The organism is Acidocella sp. (assembly GCF_052326845.1).
GTDB lineage: Bacteria > Pseudomonadota > Alphaproteobacteria > Acetobacterales > Acetobacteraceae > Acidocella.
Map to the genome: position 1 here is coordinate 1 of NZ_JBKQJR010000071.1, position 15,402 is coordinate 15,402.

Annotated in this window: 16 protein-coding genes; 10 read left to right on the forward strand and 6 right to left on the reverse strand. The window is 65.1% G+C overall.

Annotation, left to right across the window (positions count from 1 at the left end):
• A partial coding sequence (locus ACLPJJ_RS04345; RefSeq protein ID WP_443589724.1) for an enoyl-CoA hydratase/isomerase family protein occupies nucleotides 1-1,009 on the reverse strand: 1,009 nt, incomplete at its 3' end.
• Nucleotides 1,010-1,171: 162 nt separating this feature from the next.
• Between ACLPJJ_RS04345 and ACLPJJ_RS04350 the strand changes: the two genes are divergently transcribed.
• The gene (locus tag ACLPJJ_RS04350; protein WP_443589725.1) at nucleotides 1,172-1,930 is read left to right on the forward strand and encodes a class I SAM-dependent methyltransferase; all 759 of its coding nucleotides are present in this window, start codon (nucleotides 1,172-1,174) and stop codon (nucleotides 1,928-1,930) included.
• Between the two features lie 7 nt (nucleotides 1,931-1,937).
• Here ACLPJJ_RS04350 and ACLPJJ_RS04355 read toward each other — a convergent pair whose 3' ends face one another.
• The 4 genes from ACLPJJ_RS04355 to ACLPJJ_RS04370 are packed head-to-tail and all read right to left on the reverse strand — an operon-like array spanning nucleotide 1,938 to nucleotide 5,777.
• Entirely contained in the window at nucleotides 1,938-2,333 is a 396-nt protein-coding gene (locus tag ACLPJJ_RS04355) for a DUF2784 family protein (RefSeq protein ID WP_443589726.1), read from the reverse strand.
• A 17-nt stretch (nucleotides 2,334-2,350) separates the two neighbouring features.
• Nucleotides 2,351-2,902: a PqiC family protein gene (locus ACLPJJ_RS04360; RefSeq protein ID WP_443589727.1), complete on the reverse strand. Its 552-nt coding sequence runs from the start codon at nucleotides 2,900-2,902 to the stop codon at nucleotides 2,351-2,353.
• A complete protein-coding gene (locus ACLPJJ_RS04365) occupies nucleotides 2,899-4,488 on the reverse strand; it encodes a PqiB family protein (RefSeq protein WP_443589728.1) in 1,590 nt (529 codons plus the stop codon). Before ACLPJJ_RS04365 ends, ACLPJJ_RS04360 begins: the two co-directional genes overlap by 4 nt.
• On the reverse strand, nucleotides 4,485-5,777 hold the full coding sequence (locus ACLPJJ_RS04370; RefSeq protein WP_443589729.1) for a paraquat-inducible protein A: 1,293 nt from the start codon (nucleotides 5,775-5,777) through the stop codon (nucleotides 4,485-4,487). Before ACLPJJ_RS04370 ends, ACLPJJ_RS04365 begins: the two co-directional genes overlap by 4 nt.
• Nucleotides 5,778-5,878: 101 nt before the next feature.
• On the opposite strand from ACLPJJ_RS04370, the gene ACLPJJ_RS04375 reads away from it, so the two are divergent.
• The 3 genes from ACLPJJ_RS04375 to ACLPJJ_RS04385 all read left to right on the forward strand — a co-directional run bounded on the left by ACLPJJ_RS04375 (nucleotide 5,879) and on the right by ACLPJJ_RS04385 (nucleotide 8,783).
• The gene (locus tag ACLPJJ_RS04375) at nucleotides 5,879-6,151 is read left to right on the forward strand and encodes a hypothetical protein (RefSeq protein WP_443589730.1); all 273 of its coding nucleotides are present in this window, start codon (nucleotides 5,879-5,881) and stop codon (nucleotides 6,149-6,151) included.
• A gap of 357 nt (nucleotides 6,152-6,508) precedes the next feature.
• Entirely contained in the window at nucleotides 6,509-7,150 is a 642-nt protein-coding gene (locus ACLPJJ_RS04380) for a hypothetical protein (RefSeq protein WP_443589731.1), read from the forward strand.
• Between the two features lie 130 nt (nucleotides 7,151-7,280).
• Complete coding sequence (locus ACLPJJ_RS04385) at nucleotides 7,281-8,783, forward strand: FAD-dependent monooxygenase (RefSeq protein ID WP_443589732.1); 1,503 nt, start codon at nucleotides 7,281-7,283, stop codon at nucleotides 8,781-8,783.
• A gap of 2 nt (nucleotides 8,784-8,785) precedes the next feature.
• Here the strand turns inward: ACLPJJ_RS04385 and ACLPJJ_RS04390 are convergent, their stop codons facing one another.
• Nucleotides 8,786-9,697 carry a LysR family transcriptional regulator gene (locus tag ACLPJJ_RS04390; RefSeq protein WP_443589733.1) on the reverse strand — a complete coding sequence of 304 codons (912 nt, stop codon included), beginning with the start codon at nucleotides 9,695-9,697 and terminating at the stop codon, nucleotides 8,786-8,788.
• 122 nt (nucleotides 9,698-9,819) lie between these two features.
• On the opposite strand from ACLPJJ_RS04390, the gene ACLPJJ_RS04395 reads away from it, so the two are divergent.
• From ACLPJJ_RS04395 to ACLPJJ_RS04420, 6 genes are all read left to right on the forward strand, one after another.
• On the forward strand, nucleotides 9,820-10,428 hold the full coding sequence (locus ACLPJJ_RS04395; protein ID WP_443589734.1) for an FMN-dependent NADH-azoreductase: 609 nt from the start codon (nucleotides 9,820-9,822) through the stop codon (nucleotides 10,426-10,428).
• 13 nt (nucleotides 10,429-10,441) lie between these two features.
• On the forward strand, nucleotides 10,442-11,044 hold the full coding sequence (locus ACLPJJ_RS04400) for a YceI family protein (protein WP_443589735.1): 603 nt from the start codon (nucleotides 10,442-10,444) through the stop codon (nucleotides 11,042-11,044).
• 1 nt (nucleotide 11,045) lies between these two features.
• On the forward strand, nucleotides 11,046-11,612 hold the full coding sequence (locus ACLPJJ_RS04405) for a cytochrome b (protein WP_443589736.1): 567 nt from the start codon (nucleotides 11,046-11,048) through the stop codon (nucleotides 11,610-11,612).
• 2 nt (nucleotides 11,613-11,614) lie between these two features.
• Complete coding sequence (locus ACLPJJ_RS04410) at nucleotides 11,615-12,166, forward strand: YceI family protein (protein WP_443589737.1); 552 nt, start codon at nucleotides 11,615-11,617, stop codon at nucleotides 12,164-12,166.
• A gap of 54 nt (nucleotides 12,167-12,220) precedes the next feature.
• Nucleotides 12,221-14,629 (forward strand): DNA translocase FtsK 4TM domain-containing protein, encoded by a 2,409-nt coding sequence (locus ACLPJJ_RS04415; RefSeq protein WP_443589738.1) that lies wholly within the window; start codon nucleotides 12,221-12,223, stop codon nucleotides 14,627-14,629.
• A gap of 96 nt (nucleotides 14,630-14,725) precedes the next feature.
• Nucleotides 14,726-15,157 carry a cupin domain-containing protein gene (locus tag ACLPJJ_RS04420; protein WP_443589739.1) on the forward strand — a complete coding sequence of 144 codons (432 nt, stop codon included), beginning with the start codon at nucleotides 14,726-14,728 and terminating at the stop codon, nucleotides 15,155-15,157.
• Nucleotides 15,158-15,402: the final 245 nt, after the last annotated feature.

Here is a 15,402-nt window from a genome sequence, read left to right on the forward strand (position 1 = left end):
GGACGTCCTCGCCCACCGCCGCCAGCGTGGAGGGGTGCCATCTCGGGCTGCGGTCCTTGTCCACCACGGCGGCGCGCACGCCCTCGTAGAACTCATCCGAGGTCAGCACCGTATGCGCTGCGGCGAATTCACGCTCCTGACATTCCTTCATCGAGGCGGAAGCGCGGCCCAGGCGTAGCAGGCGCAAGATCACCTTCATGCTGGTGGGCGATTTCTGCGCCATCACCGCCAGCGTCTTCTGGGCGAAAGCCGTGCCCGAGGCGTCCAGCGCCGCGACGATCTCCTCCACGCGATCATGTGCGAAGGCGGCGTCGATCTCGGCGCGATGCGCGGCCAATGGCGGTGCCGCCATCTCCGCGAAGCCCTGCGCCGGGGCGCGTATATCCGCCAGCGTGGCGGTGGCGGGCAGGGCGCTGAGCGCCTCGACCAGTCCCGGCAGCTTCGCGCCCGGCACGAAAAAATCGGCCAGACCGGCATAGATCGCGTCAGCGCCGCCGATGCCTTCGCCGGTCAGGCCGAGGAAGGTGCCGATTTCGCCCGGTGCGCGGCTGAGCAGCCAGGTGGCGCCAATATCGGGGAAGAAGCCGATGCCCGCCTCTGGCATGGCTGCGCGTGTCCGTTCGGTGACGATACGCACCGTGCCATGGGCCGAGATGCCGATGCCGCCGCCCATGGTGATGCCGTCCATGATGGCGATGTAGGGCTTCCGGTACGCCGCGATATGCGCGTTCATCCGATATTCCGCGCGGAAGAAGGCCGTGCCGAAGCCGGTGCCCTCGTGCCTGTGCTCGTACAGGAGGCGGATGTCCCCGCCGGCGCACAGGCCGCGCTCACCCTCGCCGGTGACCAGCACCGCCGCCACGGCCGGGTCGTTCTCGAAGCCGGTCAGCGCCGCCTGGATGGTCTGGATCATCTCCAGCGTCAGCGCGTTGATCGCCTTTGGCCGGTTCAGGCGGATGCGCCCCAGCGCGCCGACGGTCTCGACCAGGATATCAGGGCTGTCCAGCATGAAACTTCCTCTTGGTTGTTCGCGGTGATGCCGCGCGGGGCGAGGGGCTGGCCATTTGGTTGCACGAAATCAAGCGCGGTCATAGGGCTAAAATTCCAGGCGCTTTCTCCCGGCGGGAGTATGACTTGCCGGGCGGGCCGGTGCGCCGCTAAGCTTTGCTCCATGTCGGAACAAAACTTCGCTGCCGCGCAATACACGCCTCGTGCCCCCGATTACGTAACCAGCGCCGTGCACGCGCAAGGGCCGGATCTCGACCAGATCGAGGCTCTGGTCACCGGCCATGCCGGGGCCGTGGTGCTGGACCTTGGCTGCGGCGGCGGGCATGTGAGCTACCGCGCCGCCCCGCATGTGGCCCGCGTGGTGGCAGTGGATGTCACGCCAGCGATGCTGGAACAAGTGCAGAAAACCGCGGCGCTGAAGGGGCTGGGCAATATCGAAACCAGGCAGGCGCCGGCGGAGCATTTGCCCTTCGCCAACGCCGTGTTCGATGTCGTGTTGTGCCGGTTTACCGCGCATCACTGGCAGGATTTCGCGGCCGGTTTGCGCGAGGCGCGGCGCGTGCTGAAGCCGGGCGGCTTGGCGGTGTTCATCGACACGGTGGCGCCTGCGCCGCGCGTGCTCGATACGCATCTGCAAGCCATGGAACTGCTGCGCGACGCCTCGCATGTGCGTAACTACTCTGTTCCCGAATGGGTGGCCGAGCTGGCCCGTGCGGGATTCATGGTGCAGGGCACCACGCTGCGCCGCTTGCGCATGGAGTTTCCAATATGGATCGCGCGCACGCAAGCCCCGCCGGAACTCGCCGCCGCCATCCGCCAATTGCAGAGCGGCGCGCCGGAAGACGTGCGGGCGCACTTCGCCATTGGCGAAGACGGAAGTTTTAATGTTGAGTCGGCGACGTTTGTGCTGGGGGCGGGGTAGTCGGCGCTCAACCCTGAGCCCGCTTGCGATGCCGCCAGAACGGCACCAGCATTGTCAGTGCCAGCACATATAAAAACACCAGGCTGTATAACAGGGCAAAGACCCAGATCGGTAAATTCCAGTAGATCAGGCCGTCCACCCAGCGCATCAGCATTGGCTGAACCGGCTGGTTGCCTCCCTCCAGCCGGTTTTGCCAGATGGTCAGAATGCAGGCTCGCCCGGCGAGCGCCTGGGCGGTGACCAGGGCGAGCAGGCCCAGATGCAGCAGGCGCAGCCAGGCGATCCGTACAATCCGCCAGCCGCGCCAGGCGCCGAGCGGAATGATAATCAGCCCGGCAATGTTGAAGGCAATGATGAGCAGATGCAGCCCGAGGATGGCCTGGGCGACGATGATGCCGGGCATGGTTCGGGCTTCGCGGGCTACACCAGCCCCGCCGCCATATCCGCGGCCTGGCCCCAGAGCGTGCTCATCGCCGCGGCGAGGCCCTCGGGTGTGCCGCCGCCGGGGGCGGTGGCGGAAAAGCCTTGCAGCTTCCACGCCTGGGTGCTGACCGGACGCACGCCGATCTGGGCATCGAGCGTGACATTGCCCGAGGCGTCGGGAGCGAAGCGGAGCACCTGGATCTCCACATAGACATCCGGCATCGCGCCGATCGCTCCGCCATCCTGGAGCACCACGTCGCCGGGCAGGCGCTGCGCCAGGTCCTGCACCATCACGGTTTGCAGCATCGCCGCCAGCGGCGCCGCCCACAGATCGTTGGCATAGGCGTTCAACTCATACGCATTGCCCGGCCGTGCCAGGCTGTTCTGGTCGAGATCGCCGGGAATGCCGACATTGCGCACGCCGATGCGACGGGCATCACCGCCGCGCGTGGCGCCCGGCACTGCCGCCAGACGGTAATAGCGAGGCGCCGGGGAGGCGCAGCCGGCGAGCGATGCCGCCAGCAGGAGTGAAAATCCACGCCGCTTCATTGGCTCTTCCTCCCCAGCAGCAGCGCCTGCGGATTGCGGCTGAGATAATCCGAGAGCGCCTTCACCGATTGCATGGCCGCGTTCGTCTCCTGCAAAACCTGCTGCGTATTGCGCTGGAAATCGGAATCCGCGCCGAAGCCCTGGTTCACCGACTGCAGCGTGGTGTTGGCGCTCTGCAGCGTTGCCGCCAGCTCGGTAAGTGTCTGCTGCATCTGCTTGCTGCCCAGCGTGCCGTTGGCGGTGGCCAGCAGTTTGTTCAGGTTGTCGCCGATCTGCTGGAATGGAACCTTGTCCAGCTTGGCAGAAATATCGGCGACGCTGGCCAGCATCGTATCCAGCCCGCCGGGCTGCGACGGCAGTACCAGAACGCCGTCTTCGCGTGTCACCGGCACCGGGCTCGCGCCGGGCACCACGGTCAGGTCGATCATCTTCTGCCCAGTCACGTAGCTCTCCGTGCCCAGTTCCACGCGCATGCCCTGGTTGACGAAGTGCTGAAACACCGCCTGCACTTCCGAGGGGCTTTGCGACTGGCTGAGCGTCAGCACGCGGTCCGGCTGCACCTGCATGGCCACGCGCACCCGCGCCGTGCCCGTGACACGGTCGATTTGCAGCGACACCCCGGTCACATCACCGACCTGGATGCCGAGCAGGTTCACCGGCGCGCCCGGGGTCAGCCCGCTCACATCGGCGTTCATGTAGGTGACGAGCGAGATCTGCGTGCGGTAGGCGGCGGCATCGGCCTCCTGGGCCGAGGCGTAGAGTGGGAAGTTGGTGCCAGCCGGGCTCGGGCTCTCGTTCATCGCGGCCGGCGGCACGTTGAAGGTGACGCCGCCTGCCAGCAGCGCCTGCGCCGATTGCAGCTGCAATTGCAGCACGCCGCCCTGTACGCCCAGCACCAAGCCGGAGGAGTTCCAGAACCGGCTGTCCGGGCGCACCAGATTGTTATACGGCGCGCGGATGAAGATGCTGACCTTTACCGGGCCCAGCCCGTTGCCAAGATCGTAGCCCAGCACTTCGCCAACCGCGACATCGCGGAAGAAAACCGGTGAGCCGGATTGCAGCGAGCCGCGTGTATCGGCGGTGAGGGTGTAGGTGCTGCCCGGCTCGTCCGAGCGCACCCCCGGGGGCTGCTCCAGCCCTGCGAAGCTGCTCTGGTAGTCACCGCCCGGCGTGCCGGGATCGACCGAGATATAGGCGCCGGAGACCAGTGTCTCGATGCCGGAGATATCGGCGAAGTTCAGGCGCGGCCGCTCCACCCAGTAACGCGCATGGCTATTGAGAAAACGCGCGCCGACATTGTTCATCCGCACCTTGACGATAACATGGCTGTTATCCTTGGCGAGATCGATGCTCTCCACCGTGCCGAGCGCCACGGCCTTGTACTTCACCTGGGTCTGCCCGGCTTGCAGCCCATCCGCCGTGGCAAAGGTGAGGGTAAGCAGAGGCCCCTGCTCAATGAGTGTGCGGTAGCCGAGATAGCCGGCGATCATCGCCGCGACGATGGGGATCAGCCAGACGAACTGGAAGCGCGGGCGGCGCAGCTTCGCGCGCGGCGCGGTGTGGGGCGTGGGAGTGGTGCCGCTCATGCTTGTTCATCCGCCGGTTCCAGTACGTCCCACATCAACCGGGGGTCGAAAGCGGTGACCGCGAACATCGTCAATACCACCACGCCGGCGAAGCAGACTGCGCCGACATCGGCCTGGATATTAGCGAATTGCCCGAAGCGTACCAGCGCCACCAGGATCGAGACCATGAATACGTCGATCATCGACCAGCGGCCAATGAAATCCACCAGCCGGTAGGCGCGGGTACGCCCCAGCAGGTGTTCGGTGCGGCCAAGTTGAGTCATGGTCAGCATATATGCCATAACCAACAGCTTTGTCAGCGGGATGGCAATGCTGGCGAAGAAGACCAGCCCTGCGAGCGGCCATAGCCCCGCCCGGGCCAGTTCGACGATGCCGTGCATGATGGTGTATCCATTCGTCTTTGCCAGGCTGGTGACAACCATGACGGGATAGATATTGGCCGGGATGTAAAGGAAGGCCGCGGCGATCACCAGGGCCCAGGCGTGGCTGATGCTGTTCTCCTTGCGCCGGCGCAAGGGCGTATGGCAGCGGTGGCATGGCTCGTCCTCCGCCGCATGGTTGATCAGACCGCAGGCATCGCAGCCGATCCGCTCGCCCTCCACCGGGTGGGGGAGCTTTTTGCTGCGCTCGTCCAGCTTGCGCCACAGCGCCTCGATATCCAGGCTGCCATCGGCCGCGGCCATGGCCAGCATGTAGCCGATCAGCGCGTAGAGAGCGGTGTCCAGATGCACCTCGGCCATGCCGGTAAGGCGCGTATAGGCGACGAGGAAGCCAAGCAGGTAGACGTCGATCATCGCCCATGGGGAGACCGGCTTGTACCAGCGGAACAGGGTTTTCAGCGCGCGCGGCGGCAGCCAGCCCTGCCCGCCCAAGGTGACTAGCAGAATGGCGAGCTTGGCCGCCGGGCCGAGCAGGGTCACGGTGAACACCGCCGCCGCCACCAGCCCCCAGCCCTGGGCCAGCAGTTGCTCCGGGCCGGTATCCAGCCGCGCCAGCGCAAACCTCCCATAGGCATTGATTTCCAGAAACGGGGCGGTCAGCGCGAACAGATAGAACACCAGCGCCGCCAAAGCGCAGGCGAGGGTAAAGTTCGCCCCGGCCCCGCGCATGTGCCACAGCACCTCGCCGCAGCGCGGGCATTCCGCCACCATGCCGGGGCGGCGCGGCCCCACGTGGCTGAGCTGTCCGCAATGCGGGCATTCCCGCCAGTCCGGCGCATCGGTCAGAAGGGGCAGGGGGGAGGGCATCAGCGCGCGGCGGGCTTGGCAGGCATGGGGGAAAGGAGGCACGCAAGAGCCGTGCCGTCAAGCGCCCCGGGCTAAAGCGCTTGATCATGGTCAATGTACGGCCTGAGTGGTCCGGTTATCCGGAAGGCTAGGAGGCATACGCCATGAAGCTGAAGCGTAAGCCCGTTTTCCTGGCCGTTAGCGCAGCCGCGGCCTGCGCCGCCCTGGCCTTGGCGCAGGCGCAGCTGGCGCATGCCAAGGTGTCCTATGCCCGCCAGCAGGGGCTGGTCGGACGCGGCGCCACCCCGCAGCAGACGCTCGATGACGCGCGCAGCTCATCTACGCTGCTGGATGATCGCCGCCGTGCTGCTGATTGCCGCGACGTTCATGGTGCGGCGGTCGATTTCGTGAGAGGGCAGGTGGTGTTTAGGTTTTGAGTTTCGGGTTTCGACCCGAGGCGGGCATAGGCCGGTCCGGAAGGTGATCTCGGGAGGGGACGTTCAGCGCCGCCCAATGCCGACAGCAACGCGCCCATTATCGTCGTTTCTGCGCCCCGGTTCATGACCCGAAAACTGCCGTTCCCACGGAACGTGTATTTCAGGATTCGTATCTTCCGAGATTTTTGAAATTTATGATCGTAATCCCAGATTCGAACCGCCACTTTGAAGGCCAAATACCCAAGAGCTGTACTTGTTCCATGCCGCACCAAAGGTTAATAGCTGTTGCGGCGGCAAAATCGAAAGCAGAAGGTTTTACCGCCTTTCGATTCAGAGTAGGCTTTGGTCGTAAGCTCGATGAAAAGGCTGATTATGCCTACTAAAACGCCCCGGCTGAACAGCCTATATCGTTCGTCTATCTTAGGTGAGGCAGGTAATAAGCTGGAGCAAGAAGTCTCCGTTTCGTCCGACCGCGCTGCCGCACTAATAATGGCAGCGGAGGTCGACTATACGTTAGAGCTATCTCTAAAGCATAGAATAGTAAACGAGTTGGATAACGGGCAGATTAACGAGTTATTCGGCGAAACTGGGCCGCTTATGGCTTTTGGCGCAAAGATACGTATTGGGTATGCCTATGGTTTATTTGGGCCGATTACAGCCAAAGATCTAAAGTTGATTTCTGCTGTGCGAAATGCTTTTGCACATTCGGCACTACCAATCAGTTTTTCTACCTCTTTGATTACCGAAAACTGTAACCGCCTTGCCATAATGGCTTTGATGAAAGATCAGGCGTGGCCCGATGTGAGCATAGAGCAATTTCGGGCATTATCACCCCGCGACCAATACCTATGTACTTGTCGGGCAATCATCGCGAAATTGAGTAGGAACAACGTTGCTTTTCTCACATTGTTAGACGCTTTTAATACAGCAACACCTGTCGGAACCGAGGCATCGCCTATCCGACCTAACTTCGGCAGCCCGCTTTCAACTCTTCCCTAGAGCAGCCAGACCGCAATCCCCCCACAACAGCCTCACCCCAAAGAAACCACCTTGATTTGCGTCAAGGACAAGCCCGCCCCCGTCGCGCAGAGGAGTAAAAGTTTCGCGTGGGAAAGGGCCGGAGGTGCCGATGAGCCGGGGAATTCTTGTTGTTGGCGCGGGCCCCGTGGGGTTGTGCATGGCGGCCGCGCTGCGCCGCTACGGCGTGCCGGTGCGCATCATCGACAAGGCCGCGCAGCCATCCGGCCAGTCCCGCGCGCTGTTCCTGTGGACCCGCACGCTCGAATTGCTCGACCGTGACGGCGTTGGCGGCGAGCTTCTGGCCTCTGGGCAGAAGATCGAGGCGGTGAACGTGCTGGCCGGGCCTAAGCGTATCGGCCGCATCGAGCTTTCAGACATCGACAGCATCCATCCCTACGCGCTGATGCTGCCGCAGGCGGAGACCGAGCGCATCCTGACCGCGCATCTCTCCCGGCTTGGCGGTAAGGTCGAGTTCGGCACGGAGATCACCGGTTTCATCAATGGCCCGGATTATGTGACCGCGACGCTGCGCCACGCCGACGGCAGGGAGGAGAACGTCGAAGCCCCGTATCTCATCGGCTGCGATGGCGGCGGAAGCTTCGTGCGCAAGAGTCTGGGCCTGTCCTCCTCCGGCCCGGCGCAGCAGAGCGACTGGCTGCTGGCCGACGTGCGGGTGGAGGGCTTCAGCTCGCCCCCGACGGAGCTGAACTCCTTCTGGCACGAGGACGGGTTCCTGGGCATCTTCCCGCTGCCCTCCGGCTATTACCGCGTGATCGCCGATCTGCACGACGTGCAGGGCGCGCGCCCGGAACAGCCAACTCTGGCGCAGGTGCAGGCGCTGGTGGATGCGCGCGGCCCGGGCGGCATCACCGTGTCCGACCCGGTTTGGCTCTCCGCCTTCCGCATCCATGAGCGCAACATGTCCAGCTACCGCGCCGGGCGCGTGTTTCTGGCGGGGGACGCGGCGCATTTGCACAATCCGGTCGGCGCGCAGGGGCTGAACATGGGCATCCATGATGCCGTCAACCTGTCCTGGAAGCTGGCTTTGGCTTGCCGCGGCGTGGCCAACACGGAGGTGCTGCTGGACAGCTACAATGCCGAGCGCCACGCCGTGGCGGATATGGTCGTCTCCAATCTCAGCCGCGCCGCCGCCGTGGCGATGCTGAAAAACCCGACCATTCAGTTCGCCCGCAACCTGCTCGGCAATGTGCTCTTCGGCCTGGAACCGGCGCGCAAGGCCATGGCGGAGCGCGTGGCGGAGGTTTCGCACAGCTACCGCAACAGCCCGATCAACGGCACCAACGACCGGGGGCTGCCCGGTCCGGCGCCCGGCGAGCGCCTGCCGCCCCGCCCCGACGAACCGCCACTGGGCGCGGGGGATTCGCCCCGCTTCGCGTTGTTTGCAGCACCCAGCCCGGCCGTGTGGGAGCTGCAGCAGGAGTTCGCCGGTTTGCTGGAGCCCAGGCTGCGCCCGGCGATCAGCCCATGCACGGTCTGGCTGGGCCGGCCGGATGGCTACGTCGCCGCCGCGGCGATGGATGAGGACATCCGTCAGATCGAGGATTATCTGAGGATCTACGTGCCTGACAGCGCGGCCCTGGCCGCGATGTAGGTTCAGGCCGGGGCCTCCAGCGCCCCGGCATGGTGCTTCAGCTGCTCGACGAACCAGCGTCCGGCCGGCCCCGGCGGGGCGTCGGCGCGATAGGCGGCGGACATGGCCATCTGCACCCGTGGCGGCGCGTCCAGCAGCTTGAGTTCGACCAGCGCCCCCTCGCGCAAATCCCGCGCCACCATCTCCAGCGGCATGCCGCCCCAGCCCAGCCCGGCGAGGAGGAACGCATGCTTCGCCCCCATATCCGCCAGCCGCCAGCTGCGCGGGGACATCACGCTGAATTCCCGCCCCTTCGAGAGATCCGTGCGGTCGGTGAGCACGAGCTGCACATGTTTGGCGAGGTCACATTCCGTGACCGGGCGGCCCAGCTTGACGAGCGGGTGATCGGGGGCCGCGAAGAAGCTGATCTGCACCGCGAGCAGCCGTTCCGTGACGAGGTCCGGCGTGCTGAGCGGCAGCGAGCCCATGATGCCGATCCCGCATTGCTGGTCCAGCACCGCCTTGGCCACGCCGCCCAGTGCCTCCACGTAAAGGCGCAGCGGCGTGGCCGGGAAGTGCTCGCCGAAGGCGGCGGCGGCGCGGGTGAGCACGTTCATGGGGAACATCACGTCGATGGCGACGGAGAGTTCCGGCTCCAGCCCTTCCGCCATGCCCTTTGCCCGCGCCTTCAGCGCCGCCACGCTGCCGGTCACTGTCCGGGCATCGGCCAACAGCAGCTTTCCCTGCTCGGTGAGTTCCGGATACCGCCCCCCGCGCGTGAACAGGGTAATCCCGAGTTGCGCTTCGAGATTGGCAATGGCCTGGCTGATCACCGATTGCGCCCGGTGCAGGCGCCGCCCAGCGGCGGAAAAGCTCTGAGTCTCCGCCGCGGCGATGAACATGCGCAGCTGGTCCAGGGTCACGCCTTCGAGCATCTGGCAATCATATCGGCAAAACAGATGGTATCCATATTTTTATATAGGCTTCTTAGGGTGGCTCTGTCGCCTTAATTAAGTGCCATCAGCGCCAGTCCCGGCGCTCACACGGAGTGTTCCTGATGAAACTTTGGCATGTCGATTCGTCCGTCCTGGGTGACAATTCCGTCTCCCGCCAGCTCACCGCAGGCATCGTCGCCCGCGAGAAAGCCCTGCACCCGGGGCTGGAGGTGACCTATCTCGACCTCGCCGCCGCGCCGGTGCAGCATCTCTCGCCCGCGCATATCGGCGCATTGTTCGGCCACCAGCCCGAGGATGCCGCGGTTCTGGCCGACATCGCCACCGGCGCGTCCTTCCTCGACACGCTGTTCGCCGCCGACATCATCGTCATCGGCGCGCCGATGTATAATTTTGGCATCCCCAGCCAGCTGAAGGCCTGGCTCGATCGTATCCTGGTCACCGGCAAGACCTTTAAGTACGGCGAGAACGGTGCGCCGGTCGGCCTGGTGCCGGCGGGCAAGAAGGTGATCATCGCCTCCTCGCGCGGCGGGCTGTACACGCCGGGCAACCCGGGCGCTGCCATCGAGCATCAGGAATCGCACCTGATCGCCGCCCTTAACTTCATCGGCCTGACCGATGTCAGCGTGGTCCGCGCCGAGGGCGTGGCCGTGCCGGATCTCAAGCCCCGCGCCCTGGCCAATGCCGAGGCCGCCATCGCCGCCCTCGCGTAAAGGATCGCAGCATATGAAATCCACGCTTCTTGCCCTGGCCCTTGCCGCCGCCCCCGCGGCGGCCATGGCGCAGGCAACTACGCCGGATGCCAATCCGGCGCATGTGAAGCCCGGCACCTATCAGGTCGAACCCAGCCATACCCGCGTGCTGTTTGCGGTCTCCCACATGGGCTTCACCACCTGGTACGGCGATTTCACCGGCGTTTCCGGCAGCCTGACGCTGGACCCGGCCAAGCTCGCCGATGCCAGCTTCGACATCATCATCCCGGCCAACACCGTGAGCACCACGAACACCAAGCTGGATGGTGAGCTGAACTCGCCGGAATGGTTCGACACGGCGAAGTATCCGACCATCGAGTTCAAGTCCGAGAAGGTTGTCCGCACTGGCAAGGACACCGCGCTGGTGACCGGCGAGCTGACCTTCCACGGCGTGACCAAGCCGGAGACGCTGAAGGTGAGCTTCAACGCCTCGGGCATCAATCCGCTGTCCAAGCAGTACACGATTGGTTTCAATGCGAGTGGCGAGATCAAGCGCTCGGACTTCAACCAGAAGACCTACGTGCCGCTGATCGGCGATGACGTGACGCTGACCATCAGCGCTGCGTTCGTTCAGTAAAATGCCGGCACGTTCGCGCTATGGCACCGTCGCGGTGACCCTGCATTGGGTTATCGCGCTCGGCATTCTGGTGCAGATCGTGATGGGTCTGGGGATGGCGCATCTCGCCATCCCCGTCGGCCTCAAGTTCCAGATCTACCAGCTCCATAAATCCATCGGCATCACCGTGCTGTTCGCCGTGGTTCTGCGCGTGCTCTGGCGGCTGACGCACCAGCCCCCCGCGCTGCCCGAGGCGATGCCTGCCCTGGAACGCCGCGCCGCCGAGGGGGCGCATCTGGCGCTGTACGGCTTCATGCTGGCGCTGCCGCTCACCGGCTGGGCGCTGGTTTCGGTCTCGCCCTACAATATTCCCACCGTGCTGTTCGGCCTCATCCCCTGGCCGGACCTGCCCATTCTCTCCACGCTGCCGGACAAGAACACAGCCGATGCCGTGGCCGGGTTCATCCATAGCCGTCTCGCATGGGTGCTCGCCGCTGTGGTGGGGTTGCATGTGCTGGCGGCGCTGCGCCACCATTTTGTGCTCCGCGACGGTATTCTGCGCCGCATGCTGCCTTTTCTGAAAGTCTGACCATGAAAGCCTTTCTGCTCCCCGCCTTCCTGCTTGCCGCCACACCGGCCTGCGCCGCCACCTGGACCATGCAGCCCGACGCCAGCACGCTGGGCTTCTCCGGCACCCAGACCGGCGCACCCTTCTCCGGGGAGTTCAAGCAGTGGAGCGCCGAGATCTCCTACGACCCGGCGCATCCCGAGGCCGCGCATGTGCATATCGTGGTGAATACCGGCAGCGCCCATACCGGCGACACCCAGCGCGACGAGGCCATGCCCGGCGCCGACTGGTTCAGCGCCGCCGCCTTTCCCCAGGCGGTGTTCGACGCTACGGGCTTCACCCCGGCTGGCGGCAACCATTTCACCACCACCGGCACGCTGACGATTCGAGGCATCAGCCACAAGCTCACGCTGCCCTTCACCATGGATGTCGCCGGAAGCCAGGCTACGGCCGAGGGGGAAATCACCCTCAATCGCGGTGATTACGGCGTGGGGCAGGGGAACTGGGCCAGCGGCGACTGGGTTGGCCTGCCCGTTGAGGTGAAATTCGTCCTGGCGGCGACGGCCACGCCGTGAGGCGGAGCCAAGAAAAACTTTCAGAATCAGCCCTTACCGCTTATAATCGGACTCATGGCGGTTGATCTTGGGGCGCAGCGGTTAATTTCTCCGGCGATGCGGGCGCAGCTGCGCCGGCGCATGGCCGAGCTTATGGGGCTCTTTCTGGCCCTGGTGGCGCTCGTCCTGCTGCTGGCCATCGTCACCTATAATCCCGCCGACCCGTCCTTCGACACCGCCAGCGGCGCATCGACCACCAATCTCGCCGGGCCGCCCGGGGCCTTGCTGGCCGATCTGCTGTTGCAGGGATTCGGCGTGGCGGGCTGCATCCCGCCGCTCGTCCTGCTCGCCTGGGCCTACCGGCTCGGCGCGCGCGGCGGCGTCGGCCGCGTGAAAACCCGATTCGTGCTGGGCGGCTTGGCGATGCCGCTGGCCGCCACTGCTCTGGCCTTGGCGCTGGCGGTGATTCCCGGTCCGCAAACCGCCTGGCCCGTCCCGGCGGGGCTTGGCGGCGCCGTGGGCGGAATCGTCGCCGGCCTCATCAGCCATGCCAGCACCGGGCATATGCTCGCCGGTATCGTCATGGGGGTTACCCTTATCCTCGGGCTCGCCTGCTTCGGTTACGCACTCGGCATCAGCCCCGGTGAATGGCGTGCCGGCGGGCAGCATGCCGCCCGTGCCGCCGCGGCCTCGGTCCAGCAGGGGCGGCGCGGGGCGGAGGCCGTCTCCTCCTGGCTCAGCGTGCTGCAGACCACGGCCGAGCAGCAGGCCATGCCGCGCAGCGCCTGGGTTCCGGCGCCGCAGGACGAGGATGACGATGATTCCGGCTTCGCTGCGCCGATGCGGCCTGTCGCCGTGGCGCCTGCCCCTGCGCCGCAGGCCAAGCTTACGGTGAAGCCCACAGTGAAGCCCAACCCCGTCCCGCTCCCGGCGCCACGGCAGGAGCGCCTGCCGCTGCCCGAGATGGGCTGGACCTTGCCTTCGCTCGACCTGCTGCGTCCGGCGCCGCAGCGCGCCGGCACCGGCCCTTCCGAGGAGGCGCTGCAGGGCAACGCCCGCCTGCTCGAGACCGTGCTGCAGGATTACGGCGTGCAGGGCAAAATTGTGGAAATCCGCCCCGGCCCGGTGGTTACGCTGTACGAGCTGGAACCCGCACCGGGCATCCGCTCCGCCCGCGTGGTGGGGCTGGCCGAGGATATCGCCCGCTCGCTCTCCGTCATCGCCGTGCGCATCGCCACCGTTGCCGGGCGCAATGTCATCGGCATCGAGGTTCCAAACGCCAAGCGCGAGACCGTGTATCTCTCCGAACTGCTGGGCAGCTCCCTGTGGGAGAGCCAGCACGGCGCGCTCTCCCTGGCTCTGGGCAAGGATATCTCCGGCGCCCCGGTCGTCGCCGACCTCGCCCGTATGCCGCATCTGCTGATCGCGGGCACCACCGGCTCCGGCAAGTCGGTGGGCGTGAACGCGATGATCATCAGCCTGCTCTACCGGCTCTCGCCCGAGCAGTGCCGCCTCATCCTGATCGATCCCAAGATCCTTGAACTCTCCGTTTATGACGGCATTCCCCACCTGCTCACCCCGGTGGTGACGGAGCCGCCGAAAGCCGTGGCGGCGCTGAAATGGGTGGTGCGCGAGATGGACCGGCGCTACCGCGCCATGAGCCAGCTCGCGGTGCGCAACATTGCCGGCTACAACGACCGGGTGAACGAGGCCCGGGCGCGCGGCGAGGTTGTCACGCGCCGGGTGCAGACGGGCTTCGACTCCGAGACCGGCAGGCCGGTGTTCGAGGAGCAGCCCTTGGCGCTGGAGCCGCTGCCCTTCATCGTCGTGTTCATCGACGAAATGGCCGACCTCATGCTGGTGGCGGGCAAGGAGATCGAGGTTTGCGTGCAGCGCCTGGCGCAGAAGGCGCGCGCGGCGGGCATCCATGTGATCATGGCCACCCAGCGCCCCTCGGTGGACGTGATCACCGGCACCATCAAGGCCAATTTCCCCACCCGCATCTCCTTCCAGGTGATCTCGAAGTTCGACAGCCGCACCATCCTGGGTGAGCAGGGGGCGGAACAGCTGCTGGGCCAGGGCGATTTGCTCTACATGCAGGGTGGCGGGCGCATCACCCGCGTGCATGGGCCCTTCGTCTCCGACCAGGAGGTGGAGGCTGTGGTGGAGTACCTGCGCGAGCAGGGCGAGCCCGCCTATCTCGACGAGGTGACCGAGCCTGTCGAGGACGAGGACGGGCCCGCCATGCCGGCCGGAGCCGTGGGCGGCAACACCAGTTCCGAGAACGCGCTGTACGACCAGGCTGTGGCGATCGTGGCGCGGGACCGCAAGGCCAGCACCTCCTACCTGCAGCGCTGCCTGACCATCGGCTACAACCGCGCCGCCAAGCTCATCGAGCAGATGGAGAAGGACGGCATCGTCAGCCCGGCCAATCATGTCGGCAAGCGCGAGGTGCTGGTCCGCGCCGAACGGGGTGATGACTAGAACCTAGCCGAAATTGTGCGCCGCGAAAATTTCTGGCGCTCTTGCCTTGAAGTATGCCAGAATTATCTCTCACCCATTGCAGATGGAGTGAGGCCGATGCTGGACAAAACAGTCGTCAATAAATTTTCTCATGTGAAGCCCGGAGAAACGCCCTGGCGCACGGATGGGCTGCGCAGCTTTTTCCTCTACCGCGACCTCGGCGTGGCCGACGCCACGGGTGGGCATGTCATCGCCCAGTTGGTGAAGGCCAATCCTGACTTCCCACCCGAAAAGGGCACGGGCTGGCACCGGCACATCGCCGATTTCCATATCGTGTTCATGACCAAGGGCTGGGCCCGGTTCATGTACGGGGACAAGGAGCATCTGGTGGAAGCCGGAGACTGCGTTCACCAGCAGCCCGGCATCGTCCACTACCTGTTCGATTACTCGCCGGACATGGAATATCTGGAGATCACCTCTCCCGCCGCGTTTGGCACGGTGGAAGCCGAAGCCCCATGCGCGGTGCCGGCGCCCACACCATGGAAATGATCCGCCCGGCTTTGCGGCGGATTTGTGTCGTCCATACAGAAAAGGGGCCATCAAAGGGCCCCTTTTTATGCCGATATGTAAACGGTCTGGGGCAGTCCCCAGGGCGTGATCAGAAATCCAGGTCGAGTTCGATGATTTCCTGCGGCTCTTCCTTGGCGTCGGCAATCCATTCCTTCATCGGCGACCAGGAGAGGATGGTATCGCAATATTCCTGGCAGAGCGGTCCGACATTCACGTCATAGGAA